Annotated in this window: 20 protein-coding genes; 12 read left to right on the top strand and 8 right to left on the bottom strand. The window is 73.7% G+C overall.

What is annotated here, in order from left to right; translation table 11 throughout:
• The first annotated feature begins 32 nt into the window (after positions 1-32).
• Complete coding sequence (locus tag N3K63_RS03695; RefSeq protein ID WP_261578639.1) at positions 33-1,613, top strand: pectate lyase family protein; 1,581 nt, start codon at positions 33-35, stop codon at positions 1,611-1,613.
• 96 nt (positions 1,614-1,709) lie between these two features.
• Positions 1,710-2,672: a hypothetical protein gene (locus N3K63_RS03690; RefSeq protein WP_261578638.1), complete on the top strand. Its 963-nt coding sequence runs from the start codon at positions 1,710-1,712 to the stop codon at positions 2,670-2,672.
• 21 nt (positions 2,673-2,693) lie between these two features.
• Here N3K63_RS03690 and N3K63_RS03685 read toward each other — a convergent pair whose 3' ends face one another.
• The 5 genes from N3K63_RS03685 to N3K63_RS03665 form a co-directional block, all read right to left on the bottom strand.
• A complete protein-coding gene (locus tag N3K63_RS03685) occupies positions 2,694-4,748 on the bottom strand; it encodes an APC family permease (RefSeq protein WP_390894984.1) in 2,055 nt (684 codons plus the stop codon).
• A gap of 70 nt (positions 4,749-4,818) precedes the next feature.
• Complete coding sequence (locus N3K63_RS03680) at positions 4,819-5,538, bottom strand: hypothetical protein (RefSeq protein ID WP_261578636.1); 720 nt, start codon at positions 5,536-5,538, stop codon at positions 4,819-4,821.
• Positions 5,535-6,758, bottom strand: coding sequence for an amidohydrolase (locus tag N3K63_RS03675; RefSeq protein WP_261578635.1), 1,224 nt, complete (start codon positions 6,756-6,758; stop codon positions 5,535-5,537). Before N3K63_RS03675 ends, N3K63_RS03680 begins: the two co-directional genes overlap by 4 nt.
• An 85-nt stretch (positions 6,759-6,843) precedes the next feature.
• Positions 6,844-7,839 (bottom strand): LacI family DNA-binding transcriptional regulator, encoded by a 996-nt coding sequence (locus tag N3K63_RS03670; protein ID WP_261578634.1) that lies wholly within the window; start codon positions 7,837-7,839, stop codon positions 6,844-6,846.
• 5 nt (positions 7,840-7,844) lie between these two features.
• The gene (locus N3K63_RS03665) at positions 7,845-9,527 is read right to left on the bottom strand and encodes a glycoside hydrolase family 13 protein (protein WP_261578633.1); all 1,683 of its coding nucleotides are present in this window, start codon (positions 9,525-9,527) and stop codon (positions 7,845-7,847) included.
• A gap of 127 nt (positions 9,528-9,654) precedes the next feature.
• Between N3K63_RS03665 and N3K63_RS03660 the strand changes: the two genes are divergently transcribed.
• The 5 genes from N3K63_RS03660 to N3K63_RS03640 all read left to right on the top strand — a co-directional run bounded on the left by N3K63_RS03660 (position 9,655) and on the right by N3K63_RS03640 (position 14,327).
• A complete protein-coding gene (locus tag N3K63_RS03660) occupies positions 9,655-10,164 on the top strand; it encodes an adenine phosphoribosyltransferase (protein WP_261578632.1) in 510 nt (169 codons plus the stop codon).
• 123 nt (positions 10,165-10,287) lie between these two features.
• Positions 10,288-11,871: a MinD/ParA family ATP-binding protein gene (locus N3K63_RS03655; protein WP_261578631.1), complete on the top strand. Its 1,584-nt coding sequence runs from the start codon at positions 10,288-10,290 to the stop codon at positions 11,869-11,871.
• A 184-nt stretch (positions 11,872-12,055) separates the two neighbouring features.
• Positions 12,056-12,742, top strand: a complete 687-nt coding sequence (locus tag N3K63_RS03650) for a solute carrier family 23 protein (RefSeq protein ID WP_261578630.1) — start codon at positions 12,056-12,058, stop codon at positions 12,740-12,742.
• Complete coding sequence (locus tag N3K63_RS03645; RefSeq protein ID WP_261578629.1) at positions 12,739-13,602, top strand: solute carrier family 23 protein; 864 nt, start codon at positions 12,739-12,741, stop codon at positions 13,600-13,602. Before N3K63_RS03650 ends, N3K63_RS03645 begins: the two co-directional genes overlap by 4 nt.
• A gap of 98 nt (positions 13,603-13,700) precedes the next feature.
• Complete coding sequence (locus tag N3K63_RS03640) at positions 13,701-14,327, top strand: helix-turn-helix domain-containing protein (protein ID WP_261578628.1); 627 nt, start codon at positions 13,701-13,703, stop codon at positions 14,325-14,327.
• A 433-nt stretch (positions 14,328-14,760) separates the two neighbouring features.
• Here the strand turns inward: N3K63_RS03640 and hpxO are convergent, their stop codons facing one another.
• From hpxO to uraD, 3 genes are all read right to left on the bottom strand, one after another.
• Entirely contained in the window at positions 14,761-15,948 is a 1,188-nt protein-coding gene (gene hpxO / locus N3K63_RS03635; protein ID WP_261578627.1) for an FAD-dependent urate hydroxylase HpxO, read from the bottom strand.
• Positions 15,949-16,069: 121 nt separating this feature from the next.
• A complete protein-coding gene (gene uraH, locus N3K63_RS03630; RefSeq protein WP_261578625.1) occupies positions 16,070-16,390 on the bottom strand; it encodes a hydroxyisourate hydrolase in 321 nt (106 codons plus the stop codon).
• A gap of 1 nt (position 16,391) precedes the next feature.
• A complete protein-coding gene (gene uraD, locus N3K63_RS03625) occupies positions 16,392-16,889 on the bottom strand; it encodes a 2-oxo-4-hydroxy-4-carboxy-5-ureidoimidazoline decarboxylase (RefSeq protein ID WP_261578624.1) in 498 nt (165 codons plus the stop codon).
• 105 nt (positions 16,890-16,994) lie between these two features.
• Between uraD and allB the strand changes: the two genes are divergently transcribed.
• From allB to N3K63_RS03600, 5 genes are all read left to right on the top strand, one after another.
• A complete protein-coding gene (gene allB / locus N3K63_RS03620; protein WP_261578623.1) occupies positions 16,995-18,440 on the top strand; it encodes an allantoinase AllB in 1,446 nt (481 codons plus the stop codon).
• On the top strand, positions 18,437-19,537 hold the full coding sequence (locus N3K63_RS03615; RefSeq protein WP_261578622.1) for an acetamidase/formamidase family protein: 1,101 nt from the start codon (positions 18,437-18,439) through the stop codon (positions 19,535-19,537). The genes allB and N3K63_RS03615 overlap by 4 nt, the downstream gene beginning before the upstream one ends.
• Complete coding sequence (locus N3K63_RS03610) at positions 19,534-21,126, top strand: AtzH-like domain-containing protein (RefSeq protein ID WP_261578621.1); 1,593 nt, start codon at positions 19,534-19,536, stop codon at positions 21,124-21,126. The genes N3K63_RS03615 and N3K63_RS03610 overlap by 4 nt, the downstream gene beginning before the upstream one ends.
• Before the next feature lie 148 nt (positions 21,127-21,274).
• Positions 21,275-22,498, top strand: a complete 1,224-nt coding sequence (locus N3K63_RS03605; RefSeq protein ID WP_261578620.1) for a pyridoxal-phosphate-dependent aminotransferase family protein — start codon at positions 21,275-21,277, stop codon at positions 22,496-22,498.
• A complete protein-coding gene (locus tag N3K63_RS03600; protein WP_261578619.1) occupies positions 22,495-23,820 on the top strand; it encodes a Zn-dependent hydrolase in 1,326 nt (441 codons plus the stop codon). The genes N3K63_RS03605 and N3K63_RS03600 overlap by 4 nt, the downstream gene beginning before the upstream one ends.
• Positions 23,821-23,916: the final 96 nt, after the last annotated feature.

Below are 23,916 nucleotides of genomic sequence, written 5' to 3'. Positions count from 1 at the left end.
GACCCCACTCAACGATGAGAAGGATCGAAAGCATGAACAGAGTCCGACTGCGGCGCGCGATCGCCGCCGGCACCGCCGGTGCCGCCCTGATCGCCGCCGGCCTGATCGGCATCGCGGCCCCGGCCGCCAACGCCGCCACCGGCAGTGCCACCGGCTTCGCCAGCCAGAACGGCGGCACCACCGGCGGCGCCGGCGGCACGGTCGTCCGCGCCGCCACCGGCACCGAGATCCACGCCGCCCTGTGCGCCCGGGCCACCCCGAGCACCCCCATCACGATCGAGGTGCAGGGCACCGTGACCGTCGGCAACACCGCCAAGGTGTCGGGCGCCGGCTGCAGCACGGCGGCGGGGGTGATCGAGCTCAAGCAGATCAGCAACGTCTCGATCATCGGCGTCGGCTCGGGCGCGACGTTTGACCAGATCGGCATCCACATCCGGGAGTCGAGCAACATCATCATCCAGAACGTCACGGTCAAGAACGTCAAGAAGTCGGGCTCGCCCACCTCCAACGGCGGCGACGCCATCGGCATGGAGAGCGGCGTGCGCAACGTCTGGGTCGACCACGCCACCCTCGAGGCGTCGGGCGGCGAGAGCGCCGGCTTCGACGGCCTGTTCGACATGAAGGCCGACACGAAGTACGTGACCCTGTCGTACAGCATCCTGCGCAACTCGGGTCGCGGCGGCCTCATCGGCTCGAGCGAGAGCGACCGGGCGAACGGGTTCGTGACCTTCCACCACAACCTGTACCAGAACATCGATTCGCGCACCCCGCTGCTGCGCGGCGGCATCGCCCACATGTTCAACAACCACTACCTGAGCCTCAACGAGTCGGGCATCAACTCGCGCGCGGGCGCTCAGGCCAAGGTCGAGAACAACTACTTCGAGGACTCGAAGGACGTGCTGGGCACCTTCTACACCGACCAGCCGGGCACCTGGCAGGTGAGCGGCAACATCTTCGACAACGTGACCTGGTCGCCGCGCGGTGAGGACACCAACCCGGCCGGCCCCAACCCGGTGTCGACCACGACGGTGTCGATCCCGTACGCGTACACCGCGGATGCCGCCTCGTGCGTGCCCGGGATCGTCGCCTCGACGGCCGGTGCGAACAAGGGCCTGAAGGTCTCGAACGGGTCGTGCACCCCGCAGAACCCGAGCCCGACCCCCACCCCGACGGCCACCACGCCGCCGACCACCCCCACCCCGACGCCCACGGCGCCGAGCCCCACCCCGTCGCCGAGCGCCCCGTCGGGCACCAACCTCAGCCGCGGCGCCGAGGCCGACGGCTCGGGCAAGGCCAGCGGCACCGGGTACGGCGACGCGATCGACGGCAGCCTCAGCACCTACTGGTCGCCCTCGTCGAACACGGGTCGCATCTCGGTGAAGTGGTCGTCGGCCAAGACCGTGTCGACGGTGGTCATCCGTGAGGCCGCCGGCGCCGTCGGTGCGATCGGCTCGTGGCGGGTCGTCAACAACGACACCGGCGCGGTGCTGGCCACCGGCACCGGTGCCGGAACGATCCGCTTCGCGGCCACGTCGCTGAAGAAGATCAACTTCGAGATCACGAGCGCGACCGCCAAGCCCCGCGTGGCCGAGTTCGAGACCTACGCCGGCTGATCCCCCCACACCCCGCATCCCTCCGCCCCGCACGTCCGCCGGGGCGGGGGGATGCGGTCTTGTGCCGGGCACGGGCGGGCATGGCACGCTGAAAGGGTGACTCTCGCCGACGACGACCTCACCGCCCCTGTCGAAGCCCTCCGCGCCGCCGCCGAGGCCCGCGCCCGCCGCCGCCAACTCGACGAGAGGTTCGCCGTCGCCGGCGACCTCGTGCAGACCCGTGAGCGCGAGCTCGAGGCCCTGCGCGAGACGCTGGTGGGCGAGGCGGCCGATGTCGAGCGCCTCGAGCGGCTCTCGCCCTCCCGGCTGTGGGCGACGCTGCGCGGCGACGCGGAGGAGCGCCTGGCGATCGAGAAGGCGGAGCGCGACACCGCCGCGCAGGCGGTGGCCGCCGCCGAGAAGCGGCTCGCGCAGGCGCGGGCCGAGGCGGAGCCGCTCATCCGCGAAGGCGACGAGCTCGGCGACGTGGAGGGCCGCCACACCGCGGCGCTGGCCGCCCTCGACGAGCGGGTGCGCGCCACCGGTGGACCGGCCGCCGCCGAGCTGACCGCGATCGCCGACGACCTGGGCGCCACCGCGGCGCAGCGTCGCGAGGTGCGCGAGGCGCATGCGGCGCTGCGCACCGCCGGGGCCGCGCTGCAGGAGGCGCTCGGCGAGCTCGACAGCGCCGGCGGCTGGTCGACCTACGACACGTTCTTCGGCGGCGGATTCCTCACCGACCTCGTGAAGCACAACCGCATCGATGCCGCCACGGCCGCCTTCGCCCGCACCAACCGCGCCCTCGAGCACCTCGCCGTCGAGCTGGCCGACATCGGCGCCGCGCCGGTGGACGGGGTGGAGGTCTCGGAGTCGCTCGCCGTGTTCGACGTGCTCTTCGACAACATCTTCAGCGACTGGATGGTGCGGGGGCGCATCGCGACGGCGCGGGCGGATGCCGGTCGGCTGGGCGCCCGGCTGGGTGAGCTCGGTCGCTACCTCGCCGGCCGCGACCGCGAGCTGGCCGCGCGGCTGGCGACCCTCGCCGCCCGCCGCGAGGAGCTGCTGCACGCGGTGCGGTGAGCGGCGCCCCGCCGCGCGGGGTCAGCGATCGTCGTCGTCGGTGTGGGCGACCAGGCCGTAGGAGGTGATGCGGCCCGCGCGGTCATCGCCGGGCAGCGGCCGCGACCGGCGCCCGTAGACCAGCTCCGACGAGTCGAGCAGCCACGGCACGAGGGTGATCGACACCCCGTGCACGAGCATGAGCTGCTGCGCGATGCGGCGCGAGCGCCGGTTGTGCAGCACGCTCTCCCACCAGTGGCCGACGATGTACTGCGGCAGGTACACGGTGACCACCGAGGGGCCGTGCTTCTGCCGGTAGAGCTTGATGAAGTCGGCGACGGGCCCGGCGTACTGCCGGTAGGGCGACTCGATCGTCAGCAGCTGCACCGGCATCCCGTGCAGCTGCCACTCGGCCTGCAGCTCGTCGGATTCCTCCTTGGTCACCGCGACGTGGAGGGCGATCGTCTTGTCGTGCTTGGCGGCCAGGGCGTAGTCGACGGCCTTCACGACCGGCTTCTGCAGCTTGCTGACCAGCACCAGCGCCACGTCGCCCTGCGAGCCGAAGTGCACGGTGTCGTCCATCGCGATCTCGTGGTCGACGTCGCGGTAGTAGCGGTTGACCCCCACCATGAGCACCGACAGCACCGGGATGGCCACGAACACCAGCCACGCCCCGTGGGTGAACTTGGTGACCGTGACGATCAGCAGCACCGCGACGGTGAAGGTGGCCCCGATCGAGTTGATCACGAGCCCCGTGGTGGCCTCCCGCCGCTCGGTGGTGCCCCGTCGCAGGTAGCGCAGCTCGCGCCGCCAGTGGCGCACCATGCCGATCTGGCCGAGCGTGAACGAGACGAACACGCCGATGATGTACAGCTGGATGAGGGTCGTCAGCTCCGCCTGGGAGACGACCAGCACGACGATCGCGGCGGCGCCGAGGATGATCATGCCGTTGGAGAAGACGAGCCGGTCGCCGCGCGTGTTGAGGGCCTTGGGCGCGTAGCCGTCGCGGGCGAGCACCGCACCCAGCAGCGGGAAGCCGTTGAAGGCGGTGTTGGCCGCCAGCAGCAGCACGCACGCCGTGGCCGCCTGGATGACGTAGAACGGGATCGACCCCATGCCGAACGTCGCCGAGGCGACCTGCGCGATGAGGCTCTGCTGCGGCACGTTGGCGCAGTCGAAGCCGATGAGGTGGCAGGGGTTCTCGGCGTAGTGCACGCCCGAGACCAGCGCGATGGCGGTGAGGCCCGAGAACAGGAGGATGGCGACGGTGCCCATCATCACGAGGGTCGTCTGGGCGTTGCGCACCTTGGGCTTGCGGAAGGCGGGCACGCCGTTGGCGACCGCCTCGACGCCGGTCAGCGCCGAGCATCCGCTCGAGAACGCGCGCAGGATCAGCAGGATGACGGCGGCCTGGCTGAGGTCTTCGGCCTGCACGGCGTACTGCGCGCTCTCGGCGACGGGCGGGTCGCCCATCGCCCAGCGCACGAGCCCGGTGACGATCATGAAGGCCACCGAGCCGATGAACACGTAGGTGGGGATCGCGAACGCCGTCGACGCCTCGCGCACGCCGCGCAGGTTGACGAGGATGATGAGCACGACGAAGCCGGCGGCCAGCTCCACCCGCCACGGGTCGAGCTGGGGGACTGCGGAGATGATGTTGTCCACGCCGGAGGCCACCGACACGGCCACCGTGAGGATGTAGTCGACCAGCAGGGCGGATGCCACCACGACACCGGCCTTCTCGCCGATGTTGGTGCGCGCCACTTCGTAGTCGCCGCCGCCCGAGGGGTAGGCCTTGATGAGCTGCCGGTAGCTGAGCACCACGACGATCAGCAGCACCACCACGGCGGTGGCCAGCCACGGGCTGAAGGCGAGGAACGCGGTGCCGCCGATGAGCAGGATCATCAGCAGTTCCTGCGGGGCGTAGGCCACCGACGACAGCGCGTCGGAGGCGAAGATGGGCAGCGCCATCTTCTTCGGGAGCAGCTGTCCGTCGAGCTCTTCGCTCGTGAGGGGCTCGCCGATCAGGATGCGTTTCGCGATCGGCGTCGTCTCTTCGGACGGGTCCCGACTGTCAGTGGTCACGGCCCGCGACACTACGCCCACCCGACCCGCCGCGCAACGCGGCACCGCCGGGTGTCACCGAGCGTTTACACGCCGGTGCTGCTCACTGCCCGCCGGTGTCGAAGCGGTAGGCGATCTCGGCGACCTCGCCGCCGGCATCCGCGGTGGCGGTGACCGTGTAGGAGCGCACCCCGTCTTGGTAGAACGTGCTGCGGTCGGTGCCGAACCGGTAGGCGGCGGGCGGCCCGGCCGTGGTGGCGTCGGGATGCAGTGCCTCGACCTCGTCGGCGGTCAAGCCGATCGCCAGGCCGAACTCGGCGCCCACCTCGACGCCGGCGACGGTGTTGGCCGTGTAGGAGACCCACGTGGGGTCGGGCACCTTCTCGCGCGGCTTGTTTCCGGCGCTGAGCGAGACGTCCGCGAAGCGGAAGCCCTCCCAGTCGTAGAGCGTGTAGGCGTAGTGCTGGGCGTCGCCGTTCTGGAAGCCCTCGGTCGGCGGTGCGCCGAACGCGTCGGTGAGCGCGGCGATCGCCGGCGCGCCCTCGTCGCCCCAGCCGTGGCGGAACGTCTGCTCGCCCTCGGCGTCGACGATCGAGAACCCGTCGGCGGCCAGCACGATGCGGGCGGCCGCCGGATGGGCGGGGTCGGCGGCGGGGGTGCTCGCCGACGGCGCGGGGGCGGGGGCCGCGGCATCCGTCTGCGTGCTGCTCGCGGGCGTGCCCGAGCCTCGGGTGAGCAGGATCGTCAGGGCGACGATGACGGCCACCAGCAGCACCGCCGCCACCGAGCCCAGGATGATGGGGACGCGGTTGCGCGGCGTCATGCCGAGCCGCCCAGGAACTCGCGGGCGGCCACGACGAGGTTGTCGACGCCGCGCTCGATGGTCGGGTGCATCACGGGCGCGAAGAACGGCGAGTGGTTGGTGGGGATGTCCTTCTCCACGGTGCCGGCGGCCTGCGCCGCGGCGAAGGCCGCCGGGTCGACGCCGCCCCAGAACCAGAACACCAGCGGGGCGCCCGACTCGCGGGCGAACCACGACACGTCTTCGCTGCCGGTGAACATGCCCGGGTCGATGACCGCGTCGTCGCCGAAGGCCGACGAGAACGCGCGCACCAGGCGCGCGGTGGCGTCGGCGTCGTTGATGGTGGGGGGCAGCGAGTGGTCGGTGACGATGACCGGCTCCTCCTCCGCGCCGGAGGCGGCCGCCTCGGCGCGCACGATGCGCTCGACCTTCGACAGCACGCTGGCGCGTGCCTCGTCGTCGGGGTAGCGCAGGCTGAGTTCGAGCTTGGCCTCGGCGGGGATGATGTTGTTCTTCAGGCCGGCGTGGATCGAGCCGACGGTGACGACGGCCACGTCGCGCGGGTCGACCTCGCGCGAGACGACGGTCTGCAGGCGCATGACGGTGGCGGCGGCCATGACGACCGGGTCGATCGTCGACTGCGGGCGCGAGCCGTGACCGCCGCGGCCCAGCAGGGTGACGGTGAGACCGTCGGAGGCCGCCATCTGGGTGCCGGGGCGCACGCCGATGACGCCGGCGGGCAGGGGGGTGACGTGCTGACCTAGCACGATGTCGGGCTTCGGGAACCGGTCGAGCACGCCGTCGGCGATCATCGCCTGCGAGCCCGCGCCGTACTCCTCGGCGGGCTGGAAGACGGCCACGACCGTGCCGGCCCACTGGTCCTTCGTCGCGACGAGCTGCTCGAGCGCGCCCAGCAGCGCGGTGACGTGCATGTCGTGGCCGCACGCGTGCATCACGGGCACCTCGGTGCCGGCCGGGTCGGTGCCGCGGGCGGTGCTCGCGTAGGGCAGCCCGGTCTGCTCGGGCACGGGGAGGCCGTCCATGTCGGCGCGCAGCCACACCACCGGGCCGTCGCCGTTGACGATGCTCGTGGCCACGCCCGTCTTGCCGAGGCCTTCGACGAAGTCCAGGCCCAGGGCCTGCAGCTCCCGCGTGATGACGCCCGCCGTACGGGTCTCCTGGAACGAGAGCTCCGGGTGGCGGTGCAGGTCGATGTAGAGGGCCTCGAGATCGATCGTCATGCTCCGAGCCTACGGGGCGTGCCCGCGACACGGGGTGCCCGCCGGGGTCGGGCGTGCGGGTGCGTGCGGCGGGCGCGGTGCGGTGTCAGGCGCGCGGGGGCGCGGTGCTCGCGCGCACGACCAGCTCGAACGGGAGGGCGGGGGCGGGAGCGTCGGCGGACTCGTCGAGGGCGGCGAGCATCGCGTCGGCGGCGCGTTCGCCCTGGGCCTGCGGGAACTGGTCGATCGTCGTGATCTCGAAGAAGGCGCTGAGCTCGTGCCCGTCGACGCCCACGACCGACAGGTCGCCCGGCACCGACAGTCCGGCCTCGCGCGCGGCCGAGATCACCCCGACGGCGAGCTCGTCGGACGCCGCGAAGATCGCGGTGGGGCGGTGCGCGCCCGCCAACAGGGTGCGTGCGGCGCGGCGACCGCCCTCGAAGGTGAAGTCGGCGGCGGCGAAATCGTGGTCGGATGCCGGGATGCCGGCGCCTCCCAGCGCCGCCTCCCAGCCGCGGCGGCGGCGGGTGGGGATGTGGAACGGGTCGTCGGCCGAGAGGCCGACGTGGGCGATGCGGCGGTGGCCGAGGTCGAGCAGGTGCGCCGTGGCGGTGCGCCCCACGGCCTCGTCGTCGACGGCGAGGCTGGCCAGGCGCGGGCTCGCGCCGACGCCGACGACCGGCAGGTCGAGCCCGGCCAGCTCGTCGAGCTCGGCATCCGACATCCACGCCGACAGCACGATGAACCCGTCGACCCGGCCGCGGCGCAGCGACCGCTCGAAGATCGCCCGTCGCTGGGCGGGGTCGTCGGTGAGGTGGTAGAGCGTGATGTCGTACCCGTGGGGGAGCAGCCGGGCCGAGATCGCGCCGATCACGGTCGCGAAGAACCAGCGGTCGGGCAGGCTCACCAGCACGCCGATGTTGCGCGTGCGGCCCGAGGCCAGGCTCGACGCCGACGATGAGACGACGTAGCCGAGACGGTCGGCGGCGGCGAGCACCCGCGCCCGGGCGCCCGCCGAGACCGGCCCGCGCCCGCTGAGGGTGCGCGAGACGGTCGCGGTCGAGACGCCCGCGGCGCGGGCGACGTCGTCGATGCCGACCATGCCGATCAGGCGGTCCGCAGCCAGACGGCCGTGTCGGCGGGCAGATCGTCGCCGGCGAGCGGGCCGCTGGCCACCAGCACGGTGCCCTTCGGCAGCGGCACGGCGGCCGTGCCGGCGTTGGCGATCACGGTGACATCGCCGTTGCGCAGCGCCACCACGTCGTCGCCGTAGCCGGGCAGCCACTCCAGCGTGCCCGCGCCCAGGCCCTCGGCGCGGCGGGTGGCCAGCAGGCTGCGGTAGAGCCACAGCGTCGAGTCGGGCTGGTCCTCCTGCACCGACCGGGCGAGCCCCGCCCACTCCGCCGGCTGCGGCAGCCACGAGGCGCCGGTGGTGTTGAAGCCGTAGGCCGGGGCCTCGGGCGTCCAGGGCAGCGGCACGCGGCATCCGTCACGGCCGTAGCGCTCGCCGTCGGTGCGGAACCAGGTCGGATCCTGACGCACGTCGTCGGGGAGCTCGATGACCTCGGGCAGGCCCAGCTCTTCGCCCTGGTACAGGTACGACGAGCCGGGCAGGGCGAGCATGAGCGTCGTGGCGGCGCGAGCGCGGCGCAGCCCCACCTCGGGGATCGGCTGCCCGGGGGAGTCGGGGCCGATGCCGTGACCCTGCGGGTTCTCGGCGGTGAGGGCCAGGCGCGACGCGTGGCGCACGACGTCGTGGTTGGAGAGCACCCAGGTGGCCGGCGCCCCGACGGCGGGGAAGGCCCGCAGCGACTCGGAGATGACCTCGCGCAGCTCGGGGGCGTGCCACTGGGTCATGAGGTAGGGGAAGTTGAACGCCTGGTGCATTTCGTCGGGACGCACCCACAGGGCGGTCTTGTCGACGGTCGGCAGCCACGCCTCGGCGCACAGCGCCCGGTCGCCGTCGTACTCGGCGAGCACGCGGTTCCAGTCGCGGTAGATCTCGTGCACACCCTCCTGGCCCCAGTACGGCACGTCGTCGGCGTCGCCGCCCATGCTGTCGCCGTCGACCGAGGGGAGGTGGTCGGGAAGCCCGTCGGTCTTGACGAGGCCGTGGGCCACGTCGACGCGGAAGCCGTCGACGCCGCGATCGAGCCAGAACCGCAGCACGCGGCGGAACTCCTCCTGCACCTCGGGGTTGGACCAGTCGAAGTCGGGCTGGGTGGAGTCGAACAGGTGCAGGTACCACTGGCCGGGGGTGCCGTCGGCCTCGGTGACGCGGGTCCACGCGGGACCGCCGAAGACCGACTCCCAGTTGTTGGGGGGCAGCTCGCCCGCCGTGCCCTTGCCGTCGCGGAACATGTAGCGGCCGCGCTCGGGGCTGCCGGGAGCGGCCGCCAGCGCCTGCTGGAACCAGACGTGCTCGTTCGAGGAGTGGTTGGGGACGAGGTCGACGATGAGGCGGATGTCGCGGGCGTGGGCCTGGGCGATCAGCTCGTCCGCGTCGGCCAGGGTGCCGAACAGGGGGTCGACGTCGCAGTAGTCGGCGACGTCGTAGCCGGCGTCGTGCTGCGGCGAGCGGAAGAAGGGGCTCAGCCACACGGCATCCACGCCGAGCGCGACGAGGTCGTCGAGGTGCGCGGTGATGCCGGGGAGGTCGCCGATGCCGTCGCCGTTGCCGTCGGCGAACGAGCGGGGGTAGATCTGGTAGATGACCGCGGTGCGCCACCACTCCGAGCCGGGGCGGGTCTGGGCGGCGTCGGCCAGGGCGGTCGTGTCCGTTGTGCTCATAGCGTCCAGCGTACTGCAAGCGCTTGCAGTCGTGGGTGGAGGTTCGGGTTCGGGGGGTTCGGGCGCGGGGCGGGGTGCGGTTCGGGGGGCGGGAGGGCGGCGCGGCGGCGGCGACTAGCCTGGAGCGGTGAACCTCGCAGCCGCAGAAGCGCTCATCGCGACGATCCCCGACTTCCCCGAGCCGGGCGTCCAGTTCAAGGACATCTCGCCGCTGCTGGCCGACCCCGCGGCGCTGCGCACCGTGATCGCCGAGGTGGTGGCGCCGTTCGAGGGGCGCTTCGACGTGGTCGCCGGCATCGAGGCGCGCGGCTTCATGCTCGCCGGAGCCGTGGCGATCGCCGCGGGGGTGGGCATGGTGCCGATCCGCAAGGCCGGCAAGCTGCCCCGGCCCGCGGCATCCGTCTCGTACGACCTCGAATACGGTCAGGCGACGATCGAGATGTCGTCGGATCTGCCGCGCGGTGCCCGCGTGCTGCTGGTCGATGACATCCTCGCCACCGGCGGCACCCTGCTGGCCGGCCAGCGGCTGCTCGCCGACCTCGGCTACGAGCTGGCCGGCACCGCCGTGCTGATGGAGCTCGAGGCCCTCGGCGGCCGCGCCGTCGTCGGCGACGTGCACAGCCTCTTCCGCATCTGACCCCGGTGGCTTCGGGCGCGGGGGCGCCCGGCTTGGGGGACGAGGATGCGTCGGGGAGGCGCGGAAATCCGCGTCGACCGGGGCGGATGGGATAATCGTCCGAGCCCGATCAGAGAGGTCCCCGTGGGAACCATCACCTTCGAACCGACCGTGCACATCACCTCGGCCACCGTCGCCGAGCTCCACGTCTCCGGCGACGTCGACCAGCTGTACTCGTCGACCGCCGAGGGACTGCGCGAGCGCATCGTCGAGGCCATCCGCCAGCTCGCCGCCGCGGCGGGCGAACCCGTGCGGGCGACGGTCATCGACGGCGGCTCCCGCTGGCCGATGATCGTGCACCCCGACGGCACGTTCCTCGAGGCCCCCTCGCTCGGCGACGGCGCGACGGATGCCGTCGGCACGACGCCCGCCGCAGCCGAGCAGCCGCGATCCGACGAGCCCGCCCCGCCCGCCTTCGCCCCGGCGGCGCCCGCTCCGGAGCGCGCCCCGGCGGAGTCCGCGTCGGGGCCGATCGAGTCGGTTCCGGCGCCGGTCGTCTCCGCTCCCGAGGCTCCGGCACCTGCCGCGGCTGCGGCACCCGCTCCGGCTGCGCCGGTCGAGCCCGCCCCGGCCCCGGTGCCGGCTCCGGCCGCCGCGCCCGTCGAGCCCGCGCCGGTCGACCCCGCACCGGTGCGCGCGATCCCCGCCGCGGCCGAGTCCGCGCCGGCGCCCGCGGCCGCGGCATCCGGACCGCTGCGTTCGGACGGCGTCCGCCGCGACCCGGTGCAGCGCGCGACGCCGACGGTCGACGACCTGCTGAACTCGCGCACCGAGCGCGCCAAGCCGCGGGCGACCGAGGGCTGGCAGGGTGCGGTGCGCCGCGCCACCGGCGGCGCCATCTCGCCCCAGCCGGGCAAGGCGGAGCGCTCGCGCATCGAGCGCGAGCGCAAGGTGCAGCGGCGCCTGGACGCTCCGCGCACCATCGTCGTGCTCAACCCCAAGGGCGGCGCGCACAAGACCACGAGCACGCTGCTGCTGGCGGCCACCTTCGGCACCCAGCGCGGCGGCGCGACCCTCGCGTGGGACAACAACGAGACGCGCGGCACCCTCGGCTGGCGGGCGCAGAACGCGCCGCACCACCGCACCGCCGTCGACCTGCTCGAAGACCTCGACCGGTTCGGATCGGCCAGCGACGCGAGCCTGGCCGCGCTCGACACCTATGTGCGCACGCAGGTCGACGCGCGCTTCGACGTCCTGGCATCCGATGAAGACGCCGCCGCGTCGTCGACCATCGACGCCGCCGCGTTCGACCGGCTGCACGACGTGCTCTCGCGGTACTACCGCCTGATGATCGTCGACACCGGCAACAACATGCGCGCCTCGAACTGGGTCGCCGCCGTCGCCGCGGCCGACCAGCTCGTGATCGTGTCGACCGTGCGCGAAGACACCGCCGCCAGCGCCGCGTGGCTGCTCGACGGGCTGCGCGAGAAGGGCTTCGACCGCAAGATCGACGCCGCGGTGACGATCCTGGCCGCGCCGTCGCAGCGTCCCGACAAGCGCCTCACCGACCGCCTGCAGCAGCACTTCGAGCAGGTGACCTCGGCCGTCGTGCACGTGCCGTTCGACCCCGCGCTCGTCGACGGCGGCCCGATCGACTTCGACGCCCTCGCCCCCGAGACCCGCGACGCCTGGCTCTCGGTCGCCGCGACCATCGCCGACCGCCTGTAGGTCCGAGCCGGGGCGGCCCGGGGGGCCCCGCGCCGCACCCCCACCCCGGGTTACGGCCCTGTTTCGGTGCGTGAAGATCAGCGAACGGATGCCGGATTCGCTCGCGCCCGCGTTCAGCCGGGGCTTAACGTCGCAGGGACGACGGGGTGCGACTCCCCCGCGCCCCGCGCAGACGGGAGCCGCCATGACCACCACCGCAGAGGAGAAGGCGACGAAGGTCGCCGCCCGCAAGGCGCGGGCCGCCGAGAACGGCGTCGATTCGATCCCACCGCTGGCGCGCCTGTTCCCCCTCGGGCTGCAGCACGTCATGGCGCTCTACGCCGGCGCCGTGGCGGTGCCGCTGATCGTCGGCGGGGCGCTGGGCTACAGCGCCGCCGACCTCGCCTTCCTCATCAGCGCCGACCTGTTCATCGCGGGCGTCGCGACGATCGTGCAGTCGGTCGGCTTCTGGCGCTTCGGGGTGCGACTGCCGCTCATGCAGGGCGTCACCTTCGCCGCGGTGGGCCCGATGATCGCGATCGGCCAGCAGCACGGCATCCAGACGATCTTCGGATCGGTCATCGCCTGCGGCCTGTTCATGGTGCTGATCGCGCCGTTCTTCGCGCAGCTGCTGCGGTTCTTCCCGCCGATCGTCACCGGCACCGTGATCCTCATCATCGGCCTGTCGCTCATGAAGGTCGCCGCCGGGTGGATCATGACCGGCTCGACCCCCGAGGCCCCCGGTGCGCCGCCGCTGAACCTCGCCTTCGCGTTCGGCACCCTGCTGTTCATCGTGCTGATCGAGCGGTTCGCGCCGCCCGCACTGGCCCGGGTCTCGGTGCGCTGGGTCTGGTCGCCGGCACGGTCGCGGCGCTGTTCGTGCCGGGCATGACCGACTGGTCGGGCGTGGCCGAGGCCGGCTGGTTCGCCGTCGTCACCCCGTTCCACTTCGGGCTGCCCGTCTTCGAGGTCGCCTCGATCGTGTCGATGTGCATCGTCGGCATCGTCATCATGACCGAGACCACCGGCGACATGATCGCCGTCGGCGAGATCGTCGACAAGCCCGTCACCCGCCGGCAGCTGGCCGACGGCCTGCGCGCCGACGGGCTGGGCACCGTGCTCGGCGGCATCTTCAACACGTTCCCCTACACCGCGTTCGCGCAGAACGTCGGACTCGTCTCGCTCACCGGGGTGCGCTCGCGCTATGTCGCCACGATGGCCGGGGCGATCCTGGTGGTGCTGGGCCTCATCCCGAAGGTGTCGGCGGTCGTCGAGGGCGTGCCGCGCGCCGTGCTGGGCGGAGCGGGCATCGCCCTGTTCGGGATGGTCGCCGCCAGCGGCATCCGCACCCTCGCGAAGGTGAAGTTCAACAACAAGAACGTGCTCATCGTCGCGATCTCGGTCGGCGTCGCGCTGCTGCCGACGGTCACCCCGACCATCTACGACGAGTTCCCGACGTGGTTCCAGCTCATCTTCGACTCCGGCATCTCGGCCGGCGCGATCGTGGCGATCCTGCTGAACCTCCTGCTCAACAGCCGCGACGTGAGGGATGCCGAGGCGCTCAGCCCCGCCATCAGCGGGCACGATGCGGTGCGCGGCCCCGCCGCCGCGGCCCTCGTGCACCCCGATGCGCAGGGCACGGGACTCATCCCCACCGTCGCCCTCGACCGGCACGCCCCCGCGGAGGCCGTGTCGGCCGCGCCCGCGCCCGCGCCCGCTGAGCCGGCCGAGCCGGCCGAGCCGAAGCCCTGAGCACCGTTGCGGCCCGCACCCCGCGGGACCGGCCCACGCGCAGCGACCCGGCTGCCGGCGACCGGTCCCGCGGGCGCGCGGCCGGTAGGGTCGATGCCGTGAGCTCGAACCAGCCGGCGCCCGCCATCGGGGCGCGACTGCGGCAGCTGCGCCTCGCGCAGGGACGCTCGCTCGCCTCGGTCGCCCAGGCCGTCGGCATCTCGTCGAGTGCCCTCTCGCAGATCGAGACCGGTGCGATGCAGCCGTCGGTGAACCGCCTCGTCGAGATCGTCGGCGAAGTGGGCGTTCCCGTCTCGGCGATCTTCGACGACTACGACGTGCTGCACCCGCGGGCCGCCGCCGCCGGGTCCTCCGAGCCGATCCCGGGCGTGCGCGTCACCACCGCGACCGCGGATGCCGCCGAAGCGGCCACCCTCGACCAGGGCGTCGTCTACCGACGCCTCACGCCGGTGGGCCTGGACGGCATCGACCTGTTCGAGACGATCTACCCGCCGCGGGCCAGCTCGAGCACCGATGGCGCCATGCTCGTGCACACCGGCTACGAGGTGGGCTCCATCCTGCGCGGCACCCTCCGCTTCGAGTTCGCCGAGGGCGCCGTCGACCTCGCCGCCGGAGACTCCCTCGCCTTCTGGGCCACCCGCCCGCACCGCGTGGTCAACGAGTCGGCGGATGCCACGGCATCCGCCATCTGGCTCACCCTCCGCGACCTCACCGAACCCGCCTGACCCCGCGCCGCCGCGGCTGCGGCGGCGGTTGTGAGGCCCGTTGCCCCTGCGCCGACCCGCCCGTGCCCCCGAGTGCACGACCTCCCGCCGAGTGCACGGGGTGTTGCGCGTGCGGATGCCGTTCAGTCGGCGGGAGGCCGTGCACTCGGCGCAGGGGGGACCAGGCCGCGGAGCGTGCGTTCGACGGGGGAGGGGGCGCAGGGTGGCGCAGGGCCGCTCGCGTGGGTGGCCAACGCAACGGGGGTGGCGCGACCCGGTGCGAGGAGCCGTTGCCCCTGCGCTGGCCCGCCTGTGCCACCGAGTGCACGAGATCCCGCCGAGTGCACGGGGTGTTGCGCGTGCGGATGCCGTTCATTCGGCGGGAGGCCGTGCACTCGGCGCGGCGCGGGGCTGCCGGGGCCCTGGGCCCGGGCGTCCCCGGGGCACGGCCGGATCAGAGGGCGCCGACGCCGAGGTTGATCGGGCTGCCCTCGATGTTGCCGACGATGCCGCGGATGATGCCGGTGCCGTCGGAGCCGCGGAGGCTCTCGTACCAGGCGGCGGTGACATCCGGGTCGTAGGCGTGCGTCTCGTCGCCACGGCGGCGGGCGCGCAGCACCAGCTCGCCGGCGCGCTCGGTGCGGCTGCGCTCGTAGCGGCGCAGGGTGTCTTCGACGCTCAGGGTGTTGGTGGCCACGGCGATGCCGAGGGCGAACGCGTCTTCCAGCGCCGAGCAGGCCCCCTGGCCGATGTCGGGGGAGGTGTTGTGCGCGGCGTCGCCGAGGATGGCGACCCGGCCCTTCGCCCAGGTGTGGAAGGGGGTGATGTCCCAGATCTCGACGCGGTTGAGCGAGACGGCCGGGTCGATGGCCGCCAGCAGCGCCTGCACCCCCGGCGCCCAGTCCGCGAAGGCGGCCTGCAGCGGCGCGGTGCCGTCGGCGCGGTCGTAGGGGAGGCCGGCGGGCTGGGGCACGTCGAACCAGAAGTAGAACCGGTCGCCGGCCACCGGCATGACGGCGGCGCGCTTGCCGTCGGCGACGTAGGTGGTCCAGGCGTCGAGCGCGCCGATGGCCGCGTCGGCGGCGATGAGCCCGTTGAAGTTCGTGTACCCCGAGTACTCGCGCACGATTTCGGGGGCGCCGTCGGGCTGCACGTACGCGCGGGTGAGGGAGCGGGCCCCGTCGGCGCCGATCACCATGTCGGCGACGTCGGTGCTGCCGTCGGCGAAGGTGACGACCACGCGCGCGCCGTCGTCGTCGAGGCCCACCATGCGGGTGCCGAGGTGGATGGCATCCTCGCCGAACGCCCGCATGAGCAGCGCCTGCAGGTCGGCGCGGGCCACCGGGTAGGGCTTCTGCCCGGTCTGGGCGGTGACCGGGTCGAGCGAGAACTCGCACAGCGTCTCGCCGGTGCGTCCGTCGCGGTAGGCCATGTCGGCCATGTCGCCGCCGAGCGCGGCGACCTCGTCGGCGAGCCCCAGCCAGTTGAGCACCTTCACGCCGTTCGACCACAGCGACAGCGCGGCGCCGACCGGCTTGTTCTCGCGCATCTGGTCGTAGATGACCACGTGGTGACCGAGCCGCCGCAGCGCGATGCCCGCGCTCGTGCCGCCGATGCCCGCGCCGATGATGATGACCTTCATGCTCGGCACGCTAGGCCGCGCGTGTCACAGCCGCGTTTCCCCGCAGATGCCGGGGCGTTAAGTCGGGGCTGGATGCCGGAACCGCCGCGCGCTCCCGCCGCGCCGCCGATCCGCCGCGCGCTCAGCTGCCGCGGTAGGTGCTGTACGCGAAGGGGCTCAGCAGCAGCGGCACGTGGTGGTGCGGGCGGTCGCCGACGGTGAAGGTCACCGTGACCTGCGGGTAGAACGTCTCCACGCCCCGCCCGGCGAAGTACGCACCGGTGGCGAAGGTGAGCGTGTAGTCGGTCTGCGGGTGCACCTCGGCGCCGAGGGCCAGGCGGCCGTCGGCATCCGTGCGGCCGCGGGCGAGCTCGGCGCCCTCGATCGTGGCGAGGACCACCTCGACGCCGGTCGCGGGGACGCCGGCGGTGGCGTCGAGGATGTGCGTGGACAGGTGGCTCATCTCATCCCTCCAAGGCGGCGCGCAGCCGCAGCAGTGCGATCTGACGCAGCTGCTCGATCGCCTCGGTCGTCTCGGTGTCGTCGTCGTTGCCCAGTCGGCGCTGCGCCTCGGCGAGCATCTCCTCGGGCGATCGCCCCGCCGCGCGGATGAGGAAGACCCGCCCGAAGCGCTCTTCGTAGGCGGCGTTGGCGGCCGCCATGGCCTGCGCGAGATCGTCGGATGCCGTCGCCATCGACGCCTGCTCCCGCCGCGAGGCGCGGGCTTCGGCGGCCTCGCCGACGGGCTTGTGCCCGATGCGCGGGTGGTGGGCGAGGGCGGCGTCGAGGTCGGCGCGGGTCCACCGGTCGGCCTCGTGCCCTGCGACCCCGGCGGCGTCGTCGACCGAGGCGTAGGGGCGTGCGGCGATGACGGCGTCGACCCAAGAGGGGACGGCCGCCCACACGGAGGCGGTCGCGGCGGCGTCGCCGGCGGGGGCGGCGTTGAAGTCGGCGAGGGTCACGAGGCGACGCTAGCGCGCCGCCGTTTCGCGCGGGTAACACTCTCGAAACGCGCCGGCACTAGCGTGCGAGTTAAGCGATAGGTTCACGATCTCGAGAGGCGTCCCATGGCATCAGAGCTGCGCATCCACGCCGGCCGCGCCTGGATCGACGGCGCCTTCCGGCCCGCGGTCATCGACATCGCCGATGGCGTGATCGTCGCGATCACCGACCCCGGCGACGGCGAGCAGGGCGACGCCGAGCCCGGCACCGCCGAGTCGACCGGCGCCCCGGCGACCGGCATCCGGCCCGCTACCCGCCCCGCCACCGTGATCGTGCCCGACGACGCCGTGCTGCTGCCCGGGCTCGTCGACTCGCACGTGCACGTGAACGAGCCGGGGCGCACCGAGTGGGAGGGCTTCCGCTCGGCCACGCGTGCCGCCGCCGCCGGCGGCGTCACGACGATCGTCGATATGCCGCTCAACTCCGTGCCGCCGACCACCTCGGTGGCGGCGCTGCGCGTGAAGCAGGATGCCGCGGCCGCGTCGGCCTTCGTCGACATCGGGTTCTGGGGCGGTGCGGTGCCGGGCAACCTCGGCGGCCTCGCACCGCTGCACGAGGCCGGGGTGTACGGCTTCAAGTGCTTCCTCGCGCCCAGCGGCGTCGACGAGTTCGGGCACCTCGACCGCAGCGGCCTCGAGGCGGCGATGGCGGAGATCGCCGCGCTCGGCTCGCGGCTGATCGTGCACGCCGAAGACCCCGACCACCTGCACGGCGACGGTGCGCTCGGTCGCGGGTACGCCGGCTTCCTCGCCTCGCGCCCGCCCGAGAGCGAGGAGGCGGCCATCGACGCCGTCATCGCGGCCGCCCGGCGGTCGGGCGGGCGCGCGCACGTGCTGCACCTCAGCGACGGGCGGGCGCTGCCGGCCATCCGGGCCGCGAAGGCCGAGGGCATCGCCCTCACCGTCGAGACCTGCCCGCACTATCTGGCCATCGTCGCCGAAGACATCCCCGACGGCGCGAGCGAGTTCAAGTGCTGCCCGCCGATCCGCGAGGCCGCCAACCAGGACCTCCTGTGGCAGGGCGTCGTCGACGGCACCATCGACGCGATCGTCAGCGACCACTCGCCGTCGACCGTGGAGCGCAAGCGCGCCGGCGACGGCGACTTCGGACTGGCGTGGGGCGGCATCTCGGGACTGCAGGTGGGCCTGTCGGCGGTGTGGACCGAGGCCCGCACCCGCGGCATCCCGCTGTCCACGCTCATCCCGCTGTTCACGACGGGGCCGGCTGCCGTCGCGGGCCTCGCCGAGGCCGGCCGCATCGCCGTCGGCACCCCCGCCCACCTGACCGTGTTCGGCGTCGACGATGCGCTGCACGTGCAGGCGCGCGACCTGCGGCACAAGAACCCCATCAGCGCCTACGACGGGCGCGAGCTGACCGGACGCATCCGCCGCACCTGGCTGCGCGGCGTGCCGATCTTCGACGTCGAGGACGTCGAGGACGTCAATGCCGCGTCGGCCGCCCCGGCCGGTCGCCTGCTGACCGCCCCGCACACCGAGAGGATCGCGGTATGACCTTCGAGGTGCTCCAGACCGGTGTCGGACCGCTCTCCGGCGACCACTACGTGCCGGCCACGCCCGAGAACGTGCTGTGGGGGCGCCTGCCCTGCGGCGCCGACGCCCCCGTGCTGCGCGTCGCGGCCGGCGACACGGTGACCTTCGACACCGTCAGCCACGAGGGGATCCTCCCCGATCAGGGGCAGGACCCGCTCGGCTACTTCACCGGTCACGGCGTGCCCGCGGGCGCTGTGCTCGCCGATGCCGTCGCTATCGCCGCCACCGCGGCGCGGGATGCCGCCCTCGACGGGCCGCACGTGATCACCGGCCCCGTGTACGTCGACGGCGCCGAGCCCGGCGACCTGCTGAAGATCACCGTCGTCGACCTCGCACCGCGCGTGCCCTACGGCGTGATCTCCAACCGGCACGGCAAGGGCGCGCTCCCCGGCGTGCTGCCGCGCGGCACCGGCAACGTCAGCGTGTTCACGCCGGTCGAGGAGCGCGAGGGCGGGCTCGTCGGCCTGCTGCCGGTCGTCGACGGCGGTGAGCGCACCGTCGCGTTCCCGCTCGCGCCGTTCCTCGGCACCATGGGCGTCGCCGTGGCCGGCGGCGACCGACCCCACTCGGTGCCGCCCGGCGCCCACGGCGGCAACATCGACATCAACCTGCTGGTGACCGGCACCGTGCTGTACCTGCCGGTGCAGGTGCCCGGGGCGCTGGCCTACGTCGGTGACCCGCACTTCGCGCAGGGCGACGGCGAGGTGGCCCTCACCGCCCTCGAGGCCTCGCTGCGGGCCACGCTGCGCTTCGAGGTCGTGCCCCGTGCCGCGGCGCTGGCCGCCTTCGGCGCGGTGACCGGTCCGCTCGTGCGCACCGGCGAGTACCTCGTCCCCACCGGCCTCGACCCCGACCTCGACGAGGCCATGCGCAAGGCCGTGCGCGCGGCGCTCGACCTGCTGCAGGCGCGCTACGGGATGGCCGAGCACCTCGCCTACGCCTACCTGTCGGCGGCGACCGACTTCGACATCTCGCAGGTGGTCGACATCGTGTGCGGCGTGCATGCCCGCATCCGCGAAGCCGACTTCTCCGGGGTCGCGACGGGAGGCGACGCGTGAGCGCCGAGATGCCCGCCGACCTGCGGGCGGCGTTCGACGACTACGAACGCGCGATCCTCGCCGACGACCTCGACGCGCTCGGCGCCGCCTTCGCGCCCGGTGACGACACGCTGCGCGGCGACGGCGCGGGCCTGCTCGTCGGGCACGACGCCATCGGCGCGTTCCGCGGGGCGCGCGGCGGCGTGCCGCCCCGCACGATCGACCGGGTGGAGTACCGGCCCCTGGGGGAGGACGTCGCACTGGTGGTCGCCGTCTCCCGCTACCTCGGCGGCGGCACCGGCCTGCAGACGCAGGTGTGGCAGCGCCGGCACGGACGCTGGCTCATCACCGCCGCGCACGTCACCCCCCGCGCGCAGGCCTTCGACCGGTCGGTGTGGCGCACCGTCGGCGACCCGCTCTGGCAGGGCGCGTGGGAGGGCCCGCTGCACGGACTCACCGTCGCGGTCAAAGACCTCTTCGCCATCAAGGGCTACCGCATCGGCGCCGGCAACCCCGCCTTCCTCGACTCGGCCCGCGCCGAGACGACCACCGCGCCCGCCGTCACCGACCTGCTGCGCGGCGGCGCGTCGCTGCGGGGCATCGCCCGCACCGACGAGTTCGCCTACTCGATCGCCGGCGACAACGCGCACTACGGCACCCCTCCCAACGGAGCCGTGCCCGGCGCGCTCCCGGGCGGATCCTCGAGCGGCCCGGCATCGGCCGTCGCCACCGGCCAGGCCGACGTGGGGCTGGCCACCGACACCGCCGGGTCGGTGCGCGTGCCGGCGTCGTACCAGGGACTGTGGGGGCTGCGCACGACGCACGACCTCGTGCCCCGCCAGGGGATGCTGCCGCTGGCGCAGAGCTTCGACACCGTCGGCTGGCTCACCCGCGACGGCGACACCCTGCAGCGGGTCGCCGACTGGTGCCTGAGCTACGACGGCTCCGCCTCGACCGAGAGCGCCCTCGGGGCCTCGGCCGGCGACCTGCCGTGGCGGTTCACCGTGCCGGCCGAGCTGCGCGATGCCGCTGAGCCCGGCACCCGGTCCGCCTTCGACGACCTGCTGGCCCGCCTCGCGGCATCCGCCGACCCGGCCCCGGTCGACACCGCCGCCATCGGCGCGCTCGACGACTACTACGAGCCCTTCCGCCTCGTGCAGGCCGCCGAGGCCTGGCGCAGCAACGGCGCCTGGCTGCGCGAGCATCCGGATGCCGTCGGCCCCGCCGTCGCCGAGCGGTTCCGCCTGGCCGCCGCCGTCACCGCCGAGCAGGAGCGCGCGGCCCGCGCCGCGCTCGTCGCCCCGCGGGAGCGCGTCGCCGCGCTCGTGCAGGGCACCGTGCTGCTGCTGCCCACCGTTCCCGGGCCGGCGCCGCTGCGCACCGCCCGCGGCACCGGCGTGGATGCCGTGCGCCAGGCGACCCTGCGCATGACCACGCCCGCCGCGGTGGCGGGGCTCCCCGCCGTGTCGGTGCCGCTGCTGCGCGTCGACGCCGGGCTCGGGCCCGCCCCCGTCGGGGTGTGCCTCATCGGCCCCGCCGGCACCGACATCGCCCTCGTCCGCCTCGCCCGCCGCCTCCACGCCCTGCTGCACGGGGGTGAGCCCGCGTGAGCGCCGCCTCGCTCGCTGGCGCCCCTGCGCTCGCTGTGGGCGCTGCGCCGAGTGCACGACGTGGCGTCGAGCGCACGGCATCCGTACGTCGCCATCCCGTTCGTTCGGCGCCCCGCCGTGCACTCGGGCCCAGGAAGGACCTCACCGCATGATCCCCGGACCGATCGACCCGCCCGCCCGACTGCTGATGGGACCGGGGCCGATCTCGGCCTACCCCAGCGTGCTGCGGGCGATGTCGGCGCCCCTCGTGGGCCAGTACGACCCCTTCATGACGGCGACGATGGCCGAGACGCAGGAGCTGTACCGCGGCGTGTGGAACACCCGCAACGAGGCCACCCTGCTCATCGACGGCACCTCGCGCGCCGGCATCGAGGCGGCGATCGTCTCGCTCGTGCGCCCCGGCGACCGCGTGCTCGTGCCGGTGTTCGGGCGGTTCGGGCACCTGCTCGCCGAGATCGCCGAGCGGGCGCTGGCCGAGGTGCACACCATCGAGGCGCCGTGGGGGCAGGTGTTCCCGACGTCGGCCATCGAAGAGGCGATCGTGCGCGTGAAGCCCACCCTGCTGGCGCTCGTGCAGGGCGACACCTCCACGACGATGAACCAGCCGCTCGACGAGATCGGCGAGATCTGCCGGCGCCACGGGGTGCTGTTCTACACCGACGCCACCGCCTCGCTCGGCGGCAACGCGTTCGACGCCGACGAATGGGGCCTGGATGCCGCGACCGCCGGCCTGCAGAAGTGCCTCGGCGGCCCGAGTGGATCGGCGCCGATCACCCTGTCGCCGTGCGCTGTGGAGGTGGTGCGCTCGCGGGCGCGCATCGAGGCCGGGATCCGCGAGCCGGGCGACCCGACGGCATCCGACTTCGTGCGGTCGAACTACTTCGATCTCGGGATGATCCTCGACTACTGGGGGCCGCGACGCCTCAACCACCACACCGAGGCCACCACGATGCTCTACGGCGCGCGGGAGTGCGCCCGGGTGATGATGCTCGAGGGCCGCGATGCGGTGATCGCCCGCCACGAGGTCGCCGGCCGTGCGATGCTCGCCGGCGTGCAGGCCCTCGGCCTGTCGGTGTTCGGCGACATCGCCCACAAGATGAACAACGTCGTCGCCGTCGAGATCCCCGAGGGGGTGCCCGGCGACACGGCGCGCGCAGCCCTGCTGGAGGACTTCGGCATCGAGATCGGCACATCGTTCGGACCGCTGCACGGCCGGGTGTGGCGCATCGGCACGATGGGCTTCAACGCCCGCCACGACGCCGTGCTCACCACCCTCGCGGCACTCGAGGCGGTGCTGCGCCGCTTCGGCGCGGCGGTGCCGGCCGGCGGCGGGGTCGAGGCCGCGGCTGACGTGTACCGGGCGGCGGCGTGAGCCTGCTGCAGGCCGCCCCCGACCAGATCGCCGTCGCCGCACGCCGCGTGATGGCGCGCTGCGACGAGCTCGCGCGGGTGTCGGCGACGACGGACGGCATCGAGCGCGTGCACCTCTCGCCCGAGCACGCCCGCGTCAACCGCCTGGCGGCGGAGTGGATGCGCGAGCTCGGCATGCGCACGTGGCAGGACGCCGCCGGCAACCAGGTGGGGCGCATCGACCCGGTGGGTGCGGGTGCGGGCGGCGTGGGCGGGGGCGCGGGCGGAGCGGAGCATCCTGCTCTGCTGCTCGGATCGCACCTCGACACCGTGCGCGACGCGGGCCGCTTCGACGGCATCGTCGGGGTGCTCATGGCCCTCGAGATCGTGCGCCTGCTGCGGGTGCCCGCCGCGGGCGGCTGGGCGGTGCCGCTGCCGTTCGCCCTCGAGGTGATCGCCTTCTCCGACGAGGAGGGCACCCGGTTCGGCAAGGCGCTGCTGGGCTCGTCCGCCGTCGCCGGCACGTGGGACGACGCCTGGTGGGACCTCGCCGACGCCGACGGCACGACCCTGCGCCAGGCGTTCCTCGAGTTCGGACTAGACCCGGGCCGCATCGGCGAGGCCGCCCGGCGCCCCGACGAGGTGGTCGCCTACCTCGAGGCCCACATCGAGCAGGGCCCCGAACTCGACCGCGCCGACGAGCCCCTCGCCGTCGTGTCGTCGATCGCGTCGGCACGGCGGTTCCGGCTCGTGGTCGAGGGGGAGGCCCGTCACGCCGGCGGCACCCCCTACGACGTGCGGCGCGACGCGCTGCTGGGCGCGAGCGAGGCGGCGCTGGCCGTCGAGCGCATCTGCGCCGCCGAGCATCACATCATCGGCACGGTCGGGCAGTTCGAGGCCTTCCCCGGCGCCGTGAACGTCATCCCCGGCGAGGTGCAGCTCTCCCTCGACCTGCGCGGCGAGTTCGACGGCGAACGCGATCGCGTGTGGCGGGGCCTCACCGCCGAGCTCGACGAGATCATGGGGCGCCGCGGACTGCGCTGGCGCGCGCACGAGGTGCACGCCGCCGCCGCGGTGTTCTGCGCGCCGCTGCTGCAGGACGTCATCCGCACCGGCATCGCCGCGACCCTGCCGCCGCGCGCCGAGGCGCCCCCGGTGATCTTCAGCCGCGCCGGGCACGACGGCATGGCGCTGGGCGCCCTCACCGACGTCGGGATGCTGTTCCTGCGCAACCCCGACGGCATCAGCCATCACCCCGACGAGGCCGTCGCGACAGGCGATGTCGCCCACGGCATCCGCGCCCTCGCCGAATCAGTGCTGCACCTGGCCTCCGAGCCCCGCTGACCCCCGTCCCGCCAGGTTCACTCGCGCCCAGATGCCGCTTCGCGTCGCCCGAGGCGACACGAAGGCGCGAGTGAACGGGGCTCGCGCGCGGCGCGG

The sequence above is a fragment of the Microbacterium festucae genome (assembly GCF_025421715.1).
Classification (GTDB): domain Bacteria; phylum Actinomycetota; class Actinomycetes; order Actinomycetales; family Microbacteriaceae; genus Microbacterium; species Microbacterium festucae.
The sequence above is the reverse complement of the archived record's forward strand: the minus strand, read 5'-3'. Positions and strand labels throughout refer to the sequence as shown.

Coding starts and splice junctions, on each gene's coding strand:
- N3K63_RS03615 (WP_261578622.1), top strand. CDS start 18,437: ATGACCTTCGAGGTGCTCCAGACCGGTGTCGGACCGCTCTCCGGCGAC.
- N3K63_RS03680 (WP_261578636.1), bottom strand. CDS start 5,538: ATGACGCCGCGCAACCGCGTCCCCATCATCCTGGGCTCGGTGGCGGCG.
- N3K63_RS03605 (WP_261578620.1), top strand. CDS start 21,275: ATGATCCCCGGACCGATCGACCCGCCCGCCCGACTGCTGATGGGACCG.
- hpxO (WP_261578627.1), bottom strand. CDS start 15,948: ATGAAGGTCATCATCATCGGCGCGGGCATCGGCGGCACGAGCGCGGGC.
- N3K63_RS03670 (WP_261578634.1), bottom strand. CDS start 7,839: ATGGTCGGCATCGACGACGTCGCCCGCGCCGCGGGCGTCTCGACCGCG.
- N3K63_RS03665 (WP_261578633.1), bottom strand. CDS start 9,527: ATGAGCACAACGGACACGACCGCCCTGGCCGACGCCGCCCAGACCCGC.
- allB (WP_261578623.1), top strand. CDS start 16,995: ATGGCATCAGAGCTGCGCATCCACGCCGGCCGCGCCTGGATCGACGGC.
- N3K63_RS03695 (WP_261578639.1), top strand. CDS start 33: ATGAACAGAGTCCGACTGCGGCGCGCGATCGCCGCCGGCACCGCCGGT.
- N3K63_RS03675 (WP_261578635.1), bottom strand. CDS start 6,758: ATGACGATCGATCTCGAGGCCCTCTACATCGACCTGCACCGCCACCCG.
- uraH (WP_261578625.1), bottom strand. CDS start 16,390: ATGAGCCACCTGTCCACGCACATCCTCGACGCCACCGCCGGCGTCCCC.
- N3K63_RS03645 (WP_261578629.1), top strand. CDS start 12,739: ATGACCGACTGGTCGGGCGTGGCCGAGGCCGGCTGGTTCGCCGTCGTC.
- N3K63_RS03650 (WP_261578630.1), top strand. CDS start 12,056: ATGACCACCACCGCAGAGGAGAAGGCGACGAAGGTCGCCGCCCGCAAG.